General features: G+C 41.4%; 22 protein-coding genes. 13 read left to right on the top strand and 9 right to left on the bottom strand.

Annotated features, from left to right (window positions below; all coding sequences use genetic code 11):
* Positions 1 to 275 precede the first annotated feature (275 nt).
* Positions 276 to 1271, bottom strand: a complete 996-nt coding sequence (locus C8D97_RS14110) for a YncE family protein (protein ID WP_109764439.1) — start codon at positions 1269 to 1271, stop codon at positions 276 to 278.
* 438 nt (positions 1272 to 1709) lie between these two features.
* Here C8D97_RS14110 and C8D97_RS14105 point away from each other — a divergent pair, with 438 nt between their 5' ends.
* From C8D97_RS14105 to C8D97_RS14095, 3 genes are all read left to right on the top strand, one after another.
* Positions 1710 to 1955 carry a transposase gene (locus C8D97_RS14105; RefSeq protein WP_109764438.1) on the top strand — a complete coding sequence of 82 codons (246 nt, stop codon included), beginning with the start codon at positions 1710 to 1712 and terminating at the stop codon, positions 1953 to 1955.
* 200 nt (positions 1956 to 2155) lie between these two features.
* Positions 2156 to 2671 carry a hypothetical protein gene (locus tag C8D97_RS14100; protein WP_109764437.1) on the top strand — a complete coding sequence of 172 codons (516 nt, stop codon included), beginning with the start codon at positions 2156 to 2158 and terminating at the stop codon, positions 2669 to 2671.
* A 24-nt stretch (positions 2672 to 2695) separates the two neighbouring features.
* A complete protein-coding gene (locus C8D97_RS14095; RefSeq protein WP_109764436.1) occupies positions 2696 to 2908 on the top strand; it encodes a hypothetical protein in 213 nt (70 codons plus the stop codon).
* 327 nt (positions 2909 to 3235) lie between these two features.
* Here the strand turns inward: C8D97_RS14095 and C8D97_RS14090 are convergent, their stop codons facing one another.
* Positions 3236 to 3454: a hypothetical protein gene (locus C8D97_RS14090; RefSeq protein WP_109764435.1), complete on the bottom strand. Its 219-nt coding sequence runs from the start codon at positions 3452 to 3454 to the stop codon at positions 3236 to 3238.
* 142 nt (positions 3455 to 3596) lie between these two features.
* On the bottom strand, positions 3597 to 3875 hold the full coding sequence (locus C8D97_RS14085; RefSeq protein WP_109764434.1) for a polyhydroxyalkanoic acid system family protein: 279 nt from the start codon (positions 3873 to 3875) through the stop codon (positions 3597 to 3599).
* A gap of 316 nt (positions 3876 to 4191) precedes the next feature.
* Here C8D97_RS14085 and C8D97_RS14080 point away from each other — a divergent pair, with 316 nt between their 5' ends.
* From C8D97_RS14080 to C8D97_RS14050, 8 genes are all read left to right on the top strand, one after another.
* Positions 4192 to 5145, top strand: a complete 954-nt coding sequence (locus C8D97_RS14080; protein ID WP_109764433.1) for an MBL fold metallo-hydrolase — start codon at positions 4192 to 4194, stop codon at positions 5143 to 5145.
* A 72-nt stretch (positions 5146 to 5217) separates the two neighbouring features.
* Positions 5218 to 6192, top strand: a complete 975-nt coding sequence (locus C8D97_RS14075) for a calcium/sodium antiporter (RefSeq protein WP_109764432.1) — start codon at positions 5218 to 5220, stop codon at positions 6190 to 6192.
* 59 nt (positions 6193 to 6251) lie between these two features.
* The gene (locus tag C8D97_RS14070) at positions 6252 to 7013 is read left to right on the top strand and encodes a helix-turn-helix transcriptional regulator (protein WP_170115261.1); all 762 of its coding nucleotides are present in this window, start codon (positions 6252 to 6254) and stop codon (positions 7011 to 7013) included.
* A 93-nt stretch (positions 7014 to 7106) separates the two neighbouring features.
* The gene (locus C8D97_RS14065) at positions 7107 to 7865 is read left to right on the top strand and encodes a CPBP family intramembrane glutamic endopeptidase (RefSeq protein ID WP_170115260.1); all 759 of its coding nucleotides are present in this window, start codon (positions 7107 to 7109) and stop codon (positions 7863 to 7865) included.
* A 270-nt stretch (positions 7866 to 8135) separates the two neighbouring features.
* Positions 8136 to 9128, top strand: coding sequence for an alpha/beta hydrolase family protein (locus tag C8D97_RS14060; RefSeq protein WP_109764429.1), 993 nt, complete (start codon positions 8136 to 8138; stop codon positions 9126 to 9128).
* Positions 9129 to 9303: 175 nt separating this feature from the next.
* Positions 9304 to 10056 (top strand): virulence RhuM family protein, encoded by a 753-nt coding sequence (locus C8D97_RS14055; protein ID WP_210204954.1) that lies wholly within the window; start codon positions 9304 to 9306, stop codon positions 10054 to 10056.
* Complete coding sequence (locus tag C8D97_RS18605) at positions 10041 to 10274, top strand: Fic family protein (protein ID WP_210204953.1); 234 nt, start codon at positions 10041 to 10043, stop codon at positions 10272 to 10274. Before C8D97_RS14055 ends, C8D97_RS18605 begins: the two co-directional genes overlap by 16 nt.
* A gap of 32 nt (positions 10275 to 10306) precedes the next feature.
* Positions 10307 to 10597 carry a hypothetical protein gene (locus C8D97_RS14050; RefSeq protein WP_109764428.1) on the top strand — a complete coding sequence of 97 codons (291 nt, stop codon included), beginning with the start codon at positions 10307 to 10309 and terminating at the stop codon, positions 10595 to 10597.
* 13 nt (positions 10598 to 10610) lie between these two features.
* On the opposite strand, the gene C8D97_RS14045 is transcribed toward C8D97_RS14050, so the two are convergent.
* From C8D97_RS14045 to C8D97_RS14030, 4 genes are all read right to left on the bottom strand, one after another.
* Positions 10611 to 10991, bottom strand: a complete 381-nt coding sequence (locus tag C8D97_RS14045; RefSeq protein ID WP_109764427.1) for a DUF6768 family protein — start codon at positions 10989 to 10991, stop codon at positions 10611 to 10613.
* 74 nt (positions 10992 to 11065) lie between these two features.
* Entirely contained in the window at positions 11066 to 11599 is a 534-nt protein-coding gene (locus tag C8D97_RS14040; RefSeq protein WP_109764426.1) for an RNA polymerase sigma factor, read from the bottom strand.
* A gap of 352 nt (positions 11600 to 11951) precedes the next feature.
* Positions 11952 to 13274 carry a serine hydrolase domain-containing protein gene (locus tag C8D97_RS14035; RefSeq protein WP_109764425.1) on the bottom strand — a complete coding sequence of 441 codons (1323 nt, stop codon included), beginning with the start codon at positions 13272 to 13274 and terminating at the stop codon, positions 11952 to 11954.
* A 156-nt stretch (positions 13275 to 13430) separates the two neighbouring features.
* Entirely contained in the window at positions 13431 to 14504 is a 1074-nt protein-coding gene (locus tag C8D97_RS14030; RefSeq protein WP_109764424.1) for an AraC family transcriptional regulator, read from the bottom strand.
* Between the two features lie 219 nt (positions 14505 to 14723).
* Here C8D97_RS14030 and C8D97_RS14025 point away from each other — a divergent pair, with 219 nt between their 5' ends.
* A complete protein-coding gene (locus C8D97_RS14025) occupies positions 14724 to 15641 on the top strand; it encodes a pseudouridine synthase (RefSeq protein ID WP_109764423.1) in 918 nt (305 codons plus the stop codon).
* Between the two features lie 232 nt (positions 15642 to 15873).
* The gene (locus tag C8D97_RS14020) at positions 15874 to 17163 is read left to right on the top strand and encodes a DUF418 domain-containing protein (RefSeq protein WP_109764422.1); all 1290 of its coding nucleotides are present in this window, start codon (positions 15874 to 15876) and stop codon (positions 17161 to 17163) included.
* A 110-nt stretch (positions 17164 to 17273) separates the two neighbouring features.
* Here the strand turns inward: C8D97_RS14020 and C8D97_RS14015 are convergent, their stop codons facing one another.
* Complete coding sequence (locus C8D97_RS14015) at positions 17274 to 17675, bottom strand: hypothetical protein (protein WP_109764421.1); 402 nt, start codon at positions 17673 to 17675, stop codon at positions 17274 to 17276.
* A gap of 37 nt (positions 17676 to 17712) precedes the next feature.
* Positions 17713 to 18246, bottom strand: a complete 534-nt coding sequence (locus C8D97_RS14010) for a hypothetical protein (protein WP_109764420.1) — start codon at positions 18244 to 18246, stop codon at positions 17713 to 17715.
* Between the last annotated feature and the right edge of the window lie 426 nt (positions 18247 to 18672).

Below are 18672 nucleotides of genomic sequence, written 5' to 3'. Positions count from 1 at the left end.
ATGAACTTAATAATACAAGACTTGACCCCGTAGCTTGTGCGAAGGACAAGAAAATTCCTTGGAAAATATGCTCCAGTATTTAGCAGATACAATGAATATTTTTACCTATATTGTTCCTGCATTTGGTATCAAGCCTGGTATGAAAAAACAGCATTCATTTTTTGAGCCACTAAATAAGATAGTAAGATAATTTAAGGGGATACATGAAATCATTAGGGGAAGAACTAGCCTATTTTATATAGTTCAAATAGAAGCCAAAGGTCAGAGTGTAGTGGTTACTCAAAAACTATTGGCGTAAAGGCTACCCCGTCTGGCCCATCGCCTGTTGGCAATTCAAACAACACCTTTCCAGATAAAATATCAATCACAAAAATTTTATTTTTCCCATAGGCCGACATAAACAAAGTGCGATCATCGGGATGAAAATACACGCCTTTTGGCGTTGTTCCCTTATCGAATTTTAACTGGTGTAACCGCTTTTGATTCACTCGATCTAAAATATCCAATGTATTATTGCTGTAATCTGGAATTACTGCGTGGTGCTCATCTCGTGTGAGCAAAATACGATACGGAAAACTAAAGCCCTCCCACTGTTTGATTTGTTTTCCGCTGGCCAAATCATAAAGCGTGACCAGACCGTCTTCATTACTGCCGATCCAAAGCTCAGTGCCACTTTGATTCACCGTAATGGCCTCTGGCACCTTGGGGGTTGCTAATTTTCTTAATAATTTGCCTGACTGAATATCCATTTCAGATACGGTATGTGACCCCATATTGGTGGTATAGACTCGCTTGCTTGAAGCCGGTAGCGCCACCATATGCGAACCCTTTTGCTCAGTGAGTATGGCCTTTTCAATTTTGCCAGAATGAATATCGGCAATCACCACACTATCTGAGCCTTCTGATGAAACCGCGACCCGCCGCTGATCATTTAAGAATAATATGCCATGTGGCCTTGGATATTCAGACAGTTCAATCGTTCTGACTTTTTTAGCCTGTTTAACATCAAAAACCGATAAACTATTGCCGCCTACATAATCTGTCACCACCGCCCACAAACCATCGTCGGTTAACGCCAGTTCATGGGGTCCTTTGCCGGTTGCGCGAGTTAATTTGATTTGTCTGCTGGCTAAATCAATAAAACTAACACTATCGCCCTTTTTATTTACCACGATAACGGTTCCCTGGAAGTCTTTCGTCTGCGCAAAAACTGGCAATATGAGTAGAACGAATAGTGCAACAACTGCAGTAGTCAATTTAAAATGATTCATTGGTCGATTTCCATGATTGAATCGGTTCAGTGTGAAAGCAGCATTAAACTCCTGCGCTTTTAATATACCAGTCAAATTAACCAGTCGAGCTAAATACCTGAGCTTAACAGTAGCACACCATCTGCTAGCTCTTAATAACCATATCATTGACATAATCGGCTAACTCACTCTCACTGAGTAATTCAGTGGGCTTACCATCATCATCTAGGGCGACAATAGATGTATGATGGGATCAGGCCTTTGTTGGGCCAAGCCTATTATATATAGTATAAATAGAAGCCAAAGGTCTGAGTTTTGATATTTCTTTTTTAGCAAGGTAGCCTCGATTAGCAATCGAGGTTTTATTTAATGCAACAACGAATGCAAACTGCATCATAATTTGGATGATGCGGTAACCTGTCTTCAATCTTTAATCATCGGGCCTGAGATAAATCCTCTATTAATCCGGCTTTACATGATGGTTGTGCTTATCACATCATTCATGAAGGCAACAACTGGCTAGTCTGCTTTTCCGAAGACGTCGATTACATTTATTTAGATCTGCTCAAAAAGTCGAGTAGGAAATACAAAGTGTCGATACATGCCATTGCTTTTATGGGCAATCATGTGCAGCTGTTAACTACGCCAAATAATGAAGCCGGTAACAGTCGAATGATACAAACAATTGGTCGTAGCTATGCATGATACATTCATCATCCCAACACGCGTACTGGAGTCTTATAAGAAAGGGGGTATAAATCGACGTTGATCGATAGTGAAGACTATCTGCTAACCGTGCATCGTTACATCGAACAAATCACTTTAACGTTATCTATTTATGACCACTTGACTTGCACATTCCAAATGCTATTCTCTATTTGCGAATCGCGAATAGAGAACGATTGATGAACTTAAAACCACAGGATATTCTATTTTTGCTCAAATTAGTCGCCATAGGCGAAAAACACTGGGCTTTTAATAGCTTAGCGGTTGAGCTTGGTATGAGCGCTTCGGAAGTCCATGCCGCGGCTCAGCGTGTGTTAGAGGCTCGATTAGCGGTAAAAATAGACGATTCGATTAAGCCGAATAAGCGCAATTTAGAAGAATTTTTATTACATGGTATTCAGTATGTGTTTGTACCCCAGCGCGGAGAGCTTACAAGGGGTATGCCCACGGCCCATGCCGCAGAGCCATTGGCATCTCACTTTATCAACAACAATGAACCACCACCGGTATGGCCCGATCCTCACGGCGAACAAAGGGGCGAGTCGTTTTCGCCGCTTTATAAATCGGTCACAAAAGCGGCCAAACATGATCCTAAGCTGTATGAGTTATTAAGTTTGGTTGACGCCATACGCGGCGGCCGTGCGAGAGAGCGAGAAATGGCAAAAAAAGAATTAACTCGGCGGTTTAATGATTAAAAGTGAACACAAAGCGAAAATAAAGTGGCCAGGATAACCAATCCAAATTTAGAAATACTTGAGTTAGCGGTGGCTCAGTTAGAAGAGCTTGCACAGGAAATGGTGTTTCTTGGTGGCTGCGCGACAGGGCTGTTAATTACAGACCCAGCAGCTCCGCCCATACGAGCAACCAAAGATGTTGATGCCATTGTACAAGTAGTTTCTCCGGCGGAATATTACCAGCTGGCTAGCGTTTGAGAGAAAAAGGGTTTAGCGAAGGAAAAGAGGTCAAGCCTATTTTATATAGTTAAAACAGAGATCAAAAGCCTAAAGTGTCAGAGCATTTGCTATTTATTTTTTAGCCTCTATTAACAATAGGGTATTACTTCATGCAGCAACGAGTGCAAACTGAATCATAATTTGGATGATACGGTAACCTGTCTTCAATCATCGAATCTGAGACAAATCTTCGATTACGCGAAAAACAGCGCTAATCGAGGCTACTCGGTAAATGGATTAAATCGGACTTTGGCCGCGATACACGGCTTTGCTAATAAAGTTTTTAACGTCTAAATCATTAGCCATTCAGTCTTTGTGCAGCTTTTCGTTTTTAGGTTCGTCTGCGTTGTTATTCGTTGAGTCTTCCGGCTTTTTCTGCGGCCAGTCCTCTTCATCGTCAAAGCCCACCTTGGATTTATCATAAGTATCAGGAAATTTATGCTTTTTCGCGGATTTAAGCAGTATGATCATGCCGCCGATGATAAAGGCGAACACCAAAAGAGTGATAATAATTGCGGTAGTCATACTGTCTTCCTGAGTTTTTCTAGGTTTTCCTGACTTAGGGTGAGTTTGTATAAGTCTGTACAAGTTTTTATAACCGATAGGGTTGCTTAATAGTAATCAGTATTGAAAAAAAATTATACAAAATCTGGGCACATCATTAGCATCAACCAAAAGCCTTACGCAACGCTTTTTCCAGTTCTTTTTCTATGGTGCCCTTCATTGCGCGCAACATAAAATTCAACTTTACCTCTACAGACACCTGCTGCTCGGTCAGCGTGAGTACACCATTAGCACCACTGCGCTCAAAACTGAGCTTATCATCATCAAGCCATTGGATCGTTAATCCAAGGTCGCTTTCGAGTTGATGGGTCATTTTATCCACTTTAGCGCGGGCTTGTTGCTGCGTTAATTGGTGGGGTTGAGATAATTGGATGTCTGGCATGCCAGTCCTTACTTACAAGTTCATTAATAAGTTTTAGTCAAATATAACGTGGTCGCGGCGTTAAGTCATTATATTAACCATTAAACAGCCCGGCCGTTTATATGGCTATTTGGCTTTAACGCTTTGAACTTGCTAAACTTTGCCGAGTAAAAATTTAAACGAATTGATTTTAAAGTTATAAGCTTTAGGTAAGAAGATTTAAGTAAAAAGACATCTATAAATACTTGTTAAACGAGTGGTTTAATTCTTACGTGAAAAGCCACTTTTTTTATTTCTGTAACTGGCTTTGATTATTTAAAAAAGGATAGAACAACACATGAAATCACTGTTTTTAACTTTCGTTTTATTTGGCGTTTCAATGGCTTGCGCATCAAATGCAGTTGATGAGCATAACCATAAAGTCAGCCAATTAAAAGTCACCACACTTTCCACTATGCTGGCTAATCGCGGAATAGGCGAGTGGGGTTACTCGGCTTTAATAGAAGTGGATGGCCGAAAAATTCTGTTTGATACCGGTAACCGGCCTGAAACAGTTTTACAAAATGCAAACGATCTGAGGATTGATCTGTCGGATGTTGAAGACGTGATCCTCAGCCATAATCATGGCGACCATACCGGTGGGTTAGAAGCTTTAACAAAAGCGTTGCGTAAGAAAAATCCGAAAGCATTGTCGCTGCTGCATGTGGGCAAGGGGATCTTTCAACAACGCGCTCGGCGTGATAATCATATGCTGGCGATGAAAAACCGACTGCAACAAGACGGTGTGGTTTTTAAAGAATACACTCAGGCGCAACAAATATTCCCCGGTGTCTGGTTAACCGGCCATGTTCCCAGAGTGCATCCAGAGAAAAATTGGGGACGAAACGGGCGAATCGTAACCGCTGATGGTGAAATTGAGGATAATATTCCTGAAGACATGTCACTGGTGATCAATACGGAACAGGGGCTGGTATTAATTTCTGGCTGTGGTCACGCCGGTATTATCAATACCATGGAACACATTGTAAAGCAGACACAAGTAGAAAACGTATTCACCGCCATTGGTGGTTTTCATTTGGTGAATGCAGACGATAAACATCTGACGTGGACAGCCGAAAAACTCAAAAGCTTTGGATTAGAAAACCTGATGGGCGCCCATTGCACCGGCATTAATTCACTCTATACCTTGCGAGGGCTACTAAACGCCGATCGTAAAAATGTTGTGGTGGGCTCGGTGGGTGATGAGTTCAGTTTGAAAAATGGTGTGCGCCCCGGTGGAATTGCCCGATAACGTGACTAACCATGGCATGGTTGTTATTTTAATTTATGCTAGTTTGAATATTTAATCGTTGGAGTTTTTTATATGTCACTGGCTATTTTAGCTATTGTAGGCGGTTTAGCGTTATTAGCCTGGAGCGCAAATCGATTTATTGAAGGGGCGGCTTCTACGGCCCTTCATATAGGGCTTTCTCCGCTTCTTATCGGAATGTTGGTTGTTGGTTTTGGTACGTCTGCACCTGAAATGGTGGTTTCTGCCATGGCTGCAGCCGATGACAATCCCAATCTTGCCTTAGGTAACGCGCTGGGTTCAAACATTGTCAACATCGGCTTAATATTAGGGATTACTGCGCTGGTAACCCCTATAATTGTTAACTCGAAAATTGTGCTTCGAGAAATTCCGCTATTGCTTGGGGTTGGAATACTCAGTGGCGTTATTTACTGGAATGGTGCATTAACCCGATTAGAAGCCAGTATTTTACTGGCAGGATTTTTAGCGGTTATTGGTTGGAGTGTTTACTCTGGCATAAAAGCTCGTAACGATGCACTGATTGAAGAAACGGAAAAAGAACTTAAACAGCATCCCATGACACTGGGTAATTCGATTGCGTGGTTAGTGGTGGGTCTTGTGTTTTTAATTGTCAGCTCGCGCGTTCTAGTTTGGGGAGCCGTAGAAGTGGCAACCATATTTGGCGTTAGTGAATTAATTATCGGTTTAACCATTGTCGCATTGGGTACTTCTTTGCCGGAGTTAGCGGCTTCGATTATTGCCGTAAAACGAAAGGAGCACGATATTGCCATTGGCAACATTGTCGGTTCGAATATGTTTAATCTTTTGGCGGTTGTTGGTATTGCGGGAACCATCAATCCCATTGAGCAGCTGCCAAAAGAAGTATTGGTACGAGACTGGCCTGTTATGATGGGCATGACCGCCGCATTATTTATAATGGCCTATGGCTGGAAAGCAAAACGAGGCGAAGTCAGTCGTATCGAAGGCGGACTATTGTTATTGGCTTTTACCGCTTACTACGTCTGGTTAATCATGACAATGACCGGCTAATGTTAAGCCAAATACCCCATGAAAAATTGAACAAAAAGGTTCGCAATTTAAGTGAAAAGATGACCCTGGCATTTAACTCGACTGAACAGCAGGCTCGGTATCAACGAGCGAGCACAAAGCAGATGATCATTCTGGTGAGCATGGCGTTGCTGGTGATTGGGCTTATATCGATTGTCTTCATCGCTTATCGATTCCCGAGCGTATTCCCTCAGGATCAACATTTTGTGCTACTGCCACTGATATTATTTTGGCTGTTTCTCTTTCGGCGAACACCGGCAATGGTGTACGCATTACGACGCGATGCTAAACAGTCTAGAGTTGCGTCGGTTGAAGGTCTGGCCCTGCTGCACAACAAACCCGGTTTTCGTATTGTGTTTTTGCCCACTCAGCAATTGTCGGTGGATGGACACTCGTTCGATTTAAATGATTATCCGCAGGAGAAATGTTATGTGGGGCGAAATGTTACCCTTCATTATTTACCTCATTCGAAACTGCTGCTGTCGGTGATGCCGTTACAAAAACAGAATACCAATGATGGTTCAGCCGATAGCCAGTCGAGAATGGTAAGCAAGCAAGGTGCGATAAGCAATAATACGACGGCAAGTAAACAGACGACGGCAACCGATTTGACCGAACTGGAAATTTCCATTGTCCAATTAATGGCCGGGGGCGATTCCGATAAAATTATTGCCCGAAAACTGAACCTGGAACCGGCCACCATACGAACCTATAACTCAACACTCTATCGCAAGTTGGGTGTTAATGCGCGCAAGCAAGCGGCCGACAAAGCCGGAGACTTGGGTCTTTTGGATGTCAATTGACATCAACTGACATCTTAATCGCTGCTCCATTTGGTTGTTTCCATTAGTCTTTTAATCTCATTCAACAAGATTAAGGTTAAGAGGCCAATGATTTTGACACAGCGCTTGCACAGCCCCTGGACCAAAGGTCAGGGATTTTTAATTCTTATCGCTTTTCTGCTGTTGTACATGGGGTTATCGGCGGGACATATGTTGATCGTTAAATCCACGGTTGGCTTTAAAGAATACCTTAAAAACGACACCGACTTTTACACCAAAATATTGATCAGCGGGCAACTGATCAAAGCGTTCGCCATCATCACTGTTATCGGATTCATTGCGTTAAAACGCTATCGTTTAAACTGGACAAAACTGGGTTTTGTTGCAACCACCCGTAAATGGATAGGCATTGCCATAATTGTCGCGCTGCTGGGCCTTTTTCTGCGTTTACTGTTAATGAAATGGATGGCGACGGAAATGCCAAACTGGGTGCCACTAATGCAACCACCACTCAGGGATCTGGCCGTGAATTTAACGTCACTGATGTTATTTCTGGCACTGACCATAGTGATCACCCCCATCGTTGAAGAGATATTTTTTCGAGGCTTTTTATTTCAGTGGTTTGCCGGTCGAAAACCCGTCTGGCCTGCGGCGCTTATCAGTTCCGCCATGTTTGGCGCATCACACATTGTTCCGCCACAAGCGATTTCTGCTGCGCTTATGTCATTTGCCATTCTCTATTTATTTGTCGCCAGTGGTTCTTTGTGGCCACCCATTGTTTGTCATATGGTGAATAATTTGATTTCCATAGGCGGCAATTTATTAGCCAGCGCTGATCTGTTACCGAGTTTTTTAATGCCGCCGGGCATGTGACATTGACTTGAATAATTCTGGTGATGAGTAGAGTTTTAAAAATATTATTTTGCCGAAAACATAGGCTGTTAACAGCAGAAGCTTAATAGCAGGCGTGTATTAAAAGACTCTTAAAAATAGCCAGCAAAACTTAATAGTAGAGGGAAGTCGGTGAGCAATAACGGAAAGTGTATTTTAATTATGGTATAACGGGCATTATTTAAAAATTCAAACCCTAAATTAAAAATATCAATACTCGAAACCAACCGATATAGATTTGAAAGGAAACGTATGACTACTTTAGCAAAGGTGATATTAGCCCTTAGTGTAACCCTTACTTTACCGTTGAACGCTGATATTTATAAGAGCGCCAACTGTTTTAGAGCCGATCTTCCAGATTACCAGGCATTTCTTGGTTTTTTGACCCAGAAAAATCCGGGTAAAGCAGAAATGGTTGCTAAACGAACAAATAAGCTCATAGGACAAGAAAACTACGATAAAGCGAAGTCGAATTTAAACTGTTATTTTATGAGTTACGAAAACGACGGTTTAACGATACCCGGTTATCTTGTTGAGCCCAAAAATATGAAGGATAAAAAGTTTCCGGTTGTGGTTTACAACAGAGGCGGTAATGCGAATTATGGCGCCATTATTTTTTACCGGTTATTTAATATGATCTTCCCGCTGGCACAGGGTGATTATATTGTCGTGGCCAGTCAATATCGAGGAATGAATCCGAATAAACCCGAAGATTATGGCAATGACGAATTCGGTGGTCGGGATGTATCGGATGTCCATAAACTGATTGACTTAGTGAAGCAGCATCCTAACGCCGATCCTGAGAATATCTTCCTTGTTGGCGCAAGTCGTGGTGCTATCATGAACTATCTGGTCGCAAAACAACGAAACGACATTCGAGCAATGGTTTCTTTAGCGGGGCCAACCGATTTGTTAAAAGGGCTTGAATGGCGTCCGGAAATGGAAAAGGTTTTTCAAGAGCGTATTCCTAACTATGAAGAAAATAAAGAATCGGAACTTAAAAAGCGCTCTGTTATATATTGGCCGGAACAACTCCCTGAAGAAACGCCTATTTTATTACTGCACGGTGAACAGGACAAACGAGTAAACGTTAAAGACTCAATCAAATTCAGTAAGAAGCTCGATGAACTTGAAAGAGCCAATAAATTAGTGGTTTATGAAGACGAAAATCATTTTTTTAGTAAAAACAAAGACAATCTAATGAAAGAAATATTTAGCTGGCTTAAGACAAATTTAAAAAGATAAGCTTGAAGGAAGTAATGCTCTTGTGATCGAGGCTAAGTCTTTGATGAATCTATGGAAGTGAGTAAGGAGCTGGTAGCAGGACTCTCCGTTGAGATGATTATAATAAAAGCCTATTGCACTGGGGATAATGAGATATGTGGAACGGTGTAAGAGGGAATATTAAGGTATTGCGATTATGACTAAACAAATTGAGATATACCAAACGGAAGATGGACAAACCCAACTGAGTATCATGTTGGAAAACGACACTATCTGGGTTACACAGGGACAACTGTGCAATCTTTTTGATAAAAATAAACGCACTATTTCAGAACATATTCGAAATATTTTTAAAGAAGGGGAGTTATTTGAAGATCGAGTTGTCCGGAAATTCCGGACAACTGCCGACGATGGTAAAAACTACCTTGTGAACCACTATAATTTGGATGTCGCTATATCAGTGGGGTGCAGAGTGAAGTCACAACAAGGTGTGCGGTTTCGGCAATGGGCCACTCAGCGCTTAAAAGAGCACCTCATACAAGGCTACACCATTAATAAACAACGATTCGATCAGAATGCGAAAGAGCTCGAGCAGGCTATAAAACTTATCGAAAAAGCAGCTAAAAGTGATGAGCTAACTAAAGATGCTGGTCGTGGTTTGGTTGAAATAGTTAGCCGTTATACTCAAACATTTTTATGGTTACAACGATACGATGAAGGGCTTTTAGAAACTCCTTCAGGCCAGACTGGTGGTTCACTGCCGTCAATAATAGAAGCCAAATCTGCCTTGCAAGACTTAAAGAAGCAATTAATGGAGCGAGGAGAGGCTACTTCTTTATTTGCAAACCCCAATGATAAAGATGGGTTGGAGTCTATACTTGGAAACCTTGAACAGTCGGTATTTGGTGAGCCTGCATACCCAACAATAGAAAGTTGTATTTTGTTGTAAAAAATCATCCCTTTTCGGATGGAAATAAACGCAGTGGTGCATTTTTATTTGTTGACTTTTTGCATCGAAACCAACGTTTATTCAATGCCCAGAATCAGCCTGTAATTAATGACACGGGACTCACCGCGTTAACTTTATTAGTTGCAGAGTCAGACCCAAAGCAAAAAGATATCATTATTAAGTTAATAATGAATATGTTATCAAGTGAAAAAAATTAATTTTATTAGACAGTTTATAGCGACGATGTTCAATGGGTAAAAGAAACAAAATTAACGACAAAACACCTAAGTATCAGCCACCGAAGATCTGTTCCTTTTGTGATTCACTAGCGGCGTACAAAGGAAAGTTGCCCACCATCGATATCGAACAAGCGGTTCTGGATCAGATCAAAAACGCAACGCGAAAAAAGCAACTGGTCTTTGATAAAAAAGAAACTTATGGTGAAATCTACCAATGCACAAAATGCATTAAGAAATGGCATTTTGTACCTTTGGATAATTCCTTTTCTGGGTTCTTCTCAGAATATAAGCCGCGTCGGTGATGAGCGCCAAGCTTTATTTTTCGTGACTAAGCTTTTCAGTTAGCTGTGCAATGGCCAGTTCCAGACGTTTGATTTCTCGACTGGTCGCGTAGCGATTCATTTCCATCCAGAACCATATTTTTGTCACCATAGTGCCTATTAAAAAGGTTAAAAATCCGACGCCCCAGGCTAACTTGTTATCTGTGGCATTATTGATAAAAAAGTGATAACCGCACCAGAACATAAATCCCGCACTGACAAACGAAAGGATAAAACCAAAGATGTTCCAGCCGCGCATGCTGCCACGAAAGACACCCAACACACGTGAGAATATTCCGGTTTCTTGCAGTAGAACCTGCTCCACTTCCGCTTCATCCATTTTTAATGCTTGTTTGATTTTATCGTCGATAGACATGTAAACCTCCTCGGTTTATTCGTCAAAATTAATGGTTATATTCTCTATTTAAAATTAGCGTTTATATTGAGCCATCATTGATCCAGCAGTTGTGCCAGTTGTTTACGAGCCCGGTTTAATTGTGACTTAACCGTGCCTTGTGGTATTTGTTGCACCTGTGCTATTTCTGCTACGGTCATATCTGCCATATAATACAGCGTAACTATGGCGCGTTCTTTTTTGGGTAACCGATGAATCAGCTTATTCATCTGCCGCTGTTCAATGGCAGTTTCATTCACTGCTGTTGTTTCCATTGGCAGAGTGGACGTATCGGTTTCATCCAGTTCAATAAATTGATTGAATTTTGACTTTGCCAAATCCGTTACGCGCCATCGTACCGCCCGAAATAACCAACTTTTAAATGCTCTGGGATCATCCAGTGTGCGCAGCTTACGGGTAATGGTGATCCAGACATCCTGCACCGCATCTTTTGCCAGAGCCTGATTGCCACAAAGACTGCAGGCAAACTTTACCAGTTGCGGGTGGTACCAGGCGATCAAGCATTCAAAGGCCTTTTCGTTACCACTTTGTGCCTCCAGTACCAATAGATCCTGCTGTGCCTGCTGCATGAATGACTCATTATTTTTCTGGTTAATGATTTCTGTCTTTTAGTGCGCTATTTTTTTCTGCACTAACTTTTCCGTACTTGTCTTTGCTTCCAATATCTTACGGTAATCGTTTTTACTATATCTTCTTGTTAAATGTAGGAGCTATATATTCTTGCTAAATATCGTTGCTATATAGTGTAGCGGTTAATAGTAAGACGAGTGAAAAGAGCTTCAGGTTCATTAAGATGAGTGAAATTGACGAAAGAGTGAATAGATTCATAAATATTAAAATAATACAAAGAACATTACCTATACTGGTAATCATGCCAGTATAGGTAAACAACGAATTATTATGCTTTTACTGATAATTCCGTTATTCGGCATTATGTTTTTTAAAGTTTTCTATTTCGGAGCTCTCTTTTTCTGAACTCTCCTTTTTAGCACTCTCCATTGAGGCTTGCAAAAACAGTTTGGCGAGGTCGGTTGATACGCTGCCAAAATCCCAAAACACTTCCGTTTTGGTGTTAATGTTGACCGCCACTGCCATTCGATGTTCCGGGATCACCATCAACCAGCTTTGTGATCCTCGTGATACACCGCCATGATTAGCGTTCAGCACTTCACCTATGCCTTGGCCCATATCGAATTTGTGAACACGCCAGCCAATGGCATAGCGCTGGTGGTTTACTTCGCCGTTGTTGAGTGTTTGCGGTGTCCAGAATGTCTGTCGAGTATTTTCATTCAAAAATTCATTATCGATAAATCCGAGACCAAGTTTGACTAAATCCTCTGGTGTTGAGATAAATCCGCCGCCAGCAAGGCGATGACTTAAATCCACATCTCGCCAGGGTCGAACCCGCGGCTTAGACTCATCGGCACGCCAGTAAAATTCGGCCAGGTTTTTCGGTTTTTGATGGCTTTCAGGTTCAGGTTGAGTGTCAGTCATATCAAGCGGTTGTAAAACTTGTTGATTGATTAACGCCTGATACGATTGACCGCCAGCTTCTTCTATTGCTGCACTCAGTAATACAGTACCCAAGCTGGAATAACTGAATTCTTCGCCCGGTTGAAACAACAGCTCACTTTCATTAAACAGTTTTACGGCGTCTAACACTTCATCATAACGCTGATTCAGAGCCATAAACTTATACAATCCATACCACTCGCTGTTACCTTTATAGTGTGGCAAACCAGCCGTATGCGAAGCCAGTTGACGGGGTGTGATGTTACTCCATGCGGGATTCAGCTCTCCCAATGATAAATGATCCAGCGAAGTATCCAGATTGATTTTGTTCTGCTGCACCAGCCGGGCAAGCAGAGTTGATGTTAATGCCTTGGAAGTGCTGCCAATTCGAAATTGAGTGTCGGCAGTGACCGGTTGTTTCTTCTTCAAGTTCGCCCAGCCTGAGCCTCCGCTCCAAACCAGCTTGCCATCGACAGCTATGGCGGCGGAAATAGCTGGACTGTTGATTGAGTGTCGGTGTTGTTCCAGTTGCTTAATCGCCTGGTTTGCAATGGATTCAAAACGTTGATCCGAAACCTGACTAAAACTTGGGGCAGCGTCTGGAATGGTTTGATAATTCCAGAAGGGCATGGGGACGTCACCGCGATGGGCATAAAACTGATACACCGGCGACAGTAAAAGGTAACTGGCGATAATGATAAAAATGATGGCAAATAAAATTTTGTTTCGCATGGTTGGCCTATTGATTGGTCTGTTTTGAATTGACGCAATCTCTTATATTGAGAATGCACAGGATTCATTGTGAAGCTATTTATAAAAACACTTAGAAAACATTGCCAGACTAGACAATAGGCGGCTTGCGGTCTTATCGATATTGAAAAATGCTGATCATTTTTGAAATTGATTACGATATTCGGAGGGGGTTACGCCTTTTAATTGCCTAAAAGCGCGATTAAAGGGGGCAATAGAATTATACCCGGCTTCCAACGCCAGCGTTAATATGGGGTCCTGCTTACGCGCCGGATCTTCAAGTAACCGGCACACGGCGGGGAGTCGGTAGCTGTTAAGGTATTGTGAAAAGTTGTCAAAACCGAGTTCTGTATTGATCACTTTTCGCAATTGATGCGCCGGAACAGCTAAATCACTGGCGAGCTGACTGATCGACAGGCCATTTTGTTGATAGGCGCCATTTTTCATGGCGTCATCGAGTTTTGCTATCAGTGGGTGAACGTTTATTGATTGCTGCTGATTTAAGTCCGCATTGGTGTTTGCTGCGTCAACTGAAGGTGCCGCTTTTTGTTTATCCTGGTTGAGTTGTAGTCGATTATTTATAAAAACAAAGCGAACAATGGATAAGCTTAACAGCAAGGTAAATAATACATTGCCGATACTGAAGAGTTGATTGTCTTTTAGTTCTATCAGGGTGAGCTCAATTAAGGTAAGCATTGCCATGTACAAACTGATGGCGGCAATCATGGCTAATCGCCAGTATCGGCGCTTTTCTACCAGATCATCATTTAGACCGCGTAGAGCATCAACCAGAATATAAATTAATAGCGAAAAACTAAGCGCATGATGGATATCGTGATAAACCCCTTTACCACCGTTTAACAGGAAAAAATAACCAAGCCAAAGCAACCAGATAACCAATAGGCTTTTTAACCAGATAGAGCATTTTTCAAGCGGTGAACGGCCATGAACGTGTAGCCAGTAGACACCAAACAAAGCAAGGGTTGTTAATTCGGTAAGTAACAAGAGAGGCGGCCTTAACCAGCCATAGTGCGTATTTGCGATAGGCGCTGTGAGTAATAAATAACCAATAGAGCAAATAATTAACGCGAGACTCCACCAATATTGTTTTTGTCGCGGCATAATCGCCAGGCATAAAAGTACCCCGACGCTGGCGAAGCGAAACAGTAAATCTAAAAGTTGTAACGGTTGAAACTGGATCAGCTGTTCCATTGATTTAATAAGCCTGATGATGGACGCAAGGCTATATTAGTCAATGCAAACTCCCGGGTAAAGCGAATGAGTTGATGCAAGCTTTGTTTTTCTACACTGTCGCATGTCATCATAAATAACAAGTTATCATAAATAATCAGCAGCTTGTCTTTTTAAAACAGTAGTAAGGCGATTGGTTGATCGTTGCACCAAAACAAGTCTCATGCTCTAATTCTCAAAATGAGCATTGCCAAACGCCCTTCAAAAATTACTCTGCCTGCGAAAGCCGAACGCTGGACTACTGTTCTGGATTTTCTGATTGAACACTTTTCGAACATTACAAAAGCGCAATGGCAACAACGTATCGATGCCGGCAAGGTACATTGGCAAAATGGAACGGCCATTCAAAGTGACACGTCGTACAATGCCGGCAAGGTGGTGTGTTATTACCGCGAAGTCAGTCATGAGCCAGTTATTCCATTTGAACACAAACTGATTTTTCGGAATGAACATATCCTTGTGATCGATAAGCCGCATTTTTTACAGGTAACGCCCGGTGGTCAGTTTGTTAATGAATGCCTGCTGGCACGTTTGCAACGAGAATTAAAGCAGGATGACATAGTGCCAGTGCACCGGTTGGATCGTGATACTGCCGGACTGGTAATGTTTTCGATTAATTCAGAGAGTCGTCCACGATATTTCAAGTTATTTGCCGATCAAAAAGTAACCAAGCGATACGTTGCGGTTGCCAACTTAAAACAGGACATTAAAAACCAATCCGTTCCCATCCACTGGCAGGTGGCAAACCGGATTAAAGCCAGTGCCAAATCACGAGTCCAGCAACAGATAACAGTGGAATCACCCGATCAGATTAACGCCCGCAGCGATTTATCGTTGATTAAAACATCATCCGATATCGGCCTGTTTCAACTGACGCCGCACACGGGTAAAACTCATCAGCTCAGATTGCATATGATGAGTATAGGCATGCCGATTTTAAACGATCGCTTTTATCCCATACTAAAGCCCCGTGAACAGGCGGAAGATTACAATATGCCATTGCAGCTATTGGCCCAGTCTTTAAGCTTTGATGATCCCATCAGTGGAAAAACGTTCGAGTTTCACTCACAGCAGCGTTTAAAGTATGCGCCTGTTTAACGAGCAAAAGTTTAAAATTTATTGATGTATTAAGCCATTTAAGTGATTATTGTAGTGCAAGTCCTTCATTACCTAACCGTATCATTACTTATTCGTTCAGTGGATTGCTATGCTGTTAAATTCACCTAAGATGCTCAGGTAAATATGGTTAGATAAATATAATTTTTCGATGCTGTTAGCCATACGAGTATGTTCAGTAAAGTGACATAAGAAAAAGGAAAAATAATTAACTATGGATAATCAGAATACTCTCTATGGACCCGATCGGATCCATGTGCTGGACTTTCTTCGCGGCATTGCCGTACTGGGCATTCTGGTTTTGAATATTGAAAACTTCGCCTTTGCGAAATCTTTTAATCCCTATTTATTTGGTTTTGATACTGAGTTGGATCATTCGGTACGTTTTTGGGTTTATTATCTGTTTCAGGGAAAGTTTTTTTCGATATTCTCGATATTATTTGGTGTCAGTTTTTACCTGATGATGGATAAACTGTCACAAAAATACAACGGCCTTACAGCCATGGATATTTATGCGCGCAGGTTACTGGTGCTGTTTGTTATAGGCATTGCTCATGCTTATTTAGTATGGGATGGTGATATTCTTCACCATTACGCCATTTGTGGATTATTTTTATTTACCCTGCGCAGTTTTGGCCAAAAACAATTGTTACTTATCAGCCTTTTGCTTTGCGGTAGCATTATGTATAACGGTTACGAAAGAACCAATCGTGCGGCAGAACAGTATCAGGCTTATCAGGTGGCCATAAGTGTGGAAGAAGATGACCATAGCTCATCACAGCAACGGGCCATCAATCGTTGGCAACGCAGAACGTCTGAAAGTAATCCAGATTATTACCAGGATGACATTAGTATTCGGCAGGGCAGTTACTGGGATAATCTTCTCGAAAATATCGACAGCATTAAAGTGATCAAAGGACAGTTGTTTCACGACAATATATTATTTAATACCTTACTTTTAATGATGATTGGTATTTTATTGTATCGAACCGGTATTTTTGAAAGCTACCAAAAATGGCGTTATTACTGGAGTATCACTTCGGGATTGTTGGTGCTCAGTATGTACCTGGCTTATGGTCGATACCATCATTGGAGTTTTGACTATTTGAGTCCGAACATTCATGTGATCAAAGGAGTGATGTATTCCATAATCTACATTGTTCAGGGCGTCAGCTATGTGCTGGTATTGAATGGTTTGTATCAAAAACTATGTCAGTCGCGCCACGTTAATTGGCCAAGGTATTTAAAGCCAATTAATAATGTAGGGCGGATGGCATTAACTAATTATTTGCTGCAGTCGCTTATTTGTGCGTTAATTTTTTATGGCTACGGTGCCAATTTATTTAATCAACTCAGTCGCAGCGAGTTATTAATGCTTATCCCGGTTATCGGGTTATTTAATATAGTGTTCAGCTGTCTGTATCTTTATTATTTTTCGCAGGGACCGATGGAAAAGTTATGGCGAAAATGGTCTTATGTGACAAGTGCTAAGTCAGTTTATTGAAATAATATCTTTTTGATAACTAAATACAAACACCGTTAAAAAAACACAGCAAACATTAGCGAAATTAAATACCAATGCTTGCTGCTCTAGTTTGTTGTCTACCAATTGACTTATGGGGCCGGTAAGTAATTTGTTGAGTTGACAATTTGCATGGCAGTGCACTCGCCCGAAGCTGACCAGTTAAACCACAGTCGACCGTGATCACTCAATCCTCTTAACTTTTCAGCAAATTCGGCACTACTGTTGTAGCAGTATGCGGTTTTGCCACTGCCATTATTAGCCGTGCACCAGGTACTGCTGTAACTGCTGGTGGTGCTTGTGTTGACACCTTCTGCCCTTGCACAGGTAATACTGGCGGATGTTGAGTTGTGTTCCAATACGCCATAGGCGTAACCGCTGCCATCTGAGTTGTTGACAACCGTTATGGCGTTAGCAAGCGGACTTAAAAGTGTTAATACCAAAATTGATATCGTCATTGATAGTTTTGTATAAAGTTTTACAGTGATTTTCATAATGTCTCCTTTTTGTATCATCGATTGGGTGTAATCCTTACCGCTGGTTGAGTTCCCGGGCAAGTTTTTTCAGTAAGTCATCTCGTTGTGCTTTGGGTAATTGTGAGGCTTGTTGGCTTAGCAGGAAAAAGTCTTGCTCAGACATAGAACCAAGACTAATAATGTCATTGACTTTGGCCGTGACAATACTATGTGCGACAGCCTGTTCATTAGCGTTAAAGTTTTTATTAACTGTATTATCAAGGGGGTCTTTATTATGACCTTGTATAAAATTGTTACCTTGTTTTAATTGGCTCTCTAGTTTTTGGATGAGTTGTTGTAACTTGTCGGTGGTGCATTCTGGTGCTTGGTTATGGTGTTCGGTTGATAAGGGATTGTTAGCTGATTGTTGAAAACGGAGTTTTTGATCGTTTAATAATTTAGAGTCTGAGGTGTTTTTAACGGCTCCTGCAAGTTCATGTTGATTAGTCAATAGTGCGTTTAGTTTATCTTGCAGTTTGTTTGAGCTATGAGCGAGAAAGAGCATGATAATGCTTTGGAAAATAACAATGCTGAGTATCATTTTGTTCATTAAACTCCCTCCATGAAATTAAATTGCACTTCATACTTGAAACCAAGTAGGCTAAATCCATTTTTATTAGCCTTTTTAGCTTATTGCAGGCAGCCATTGATTTAACTATTGATTTAGTAATGGTGTGGCTGTTTTATTGTCGATAGATCGATTCAACAATACAAATATTAATGGCTGAATTCATTGTCAGTCACTTGGCAATAAATATGTAAGAGATTGGCTACATTTATTAAAAGTCGCGTATTAGAAATTTCAACCGGGCACAACGATTAAGTGTTATTAAGAGAATAATTCAATCACCCAATGTTTCTTGGTTTTAAGTTTTAATCGCTTAAGGATTTAATCGCTTGCTCCATACCGGCCAGGGTTAACGGGTACATTTCGCCATCGAGCAGTTGATGGGTCATGCCTATGCTGTGGGTATAC

The organism is Pleionea mediterranea (assembly GCF_003148745.1).
GTDB lineage: Bacteria > Pseudomonadota > Gammaproteobacteria > Enterobacterales > Kangiellaceae > Pleionea > Pleionea mediterranea.
This window is presented reverse-complemented; position numbering and strand designations above follow the sequence as displayed.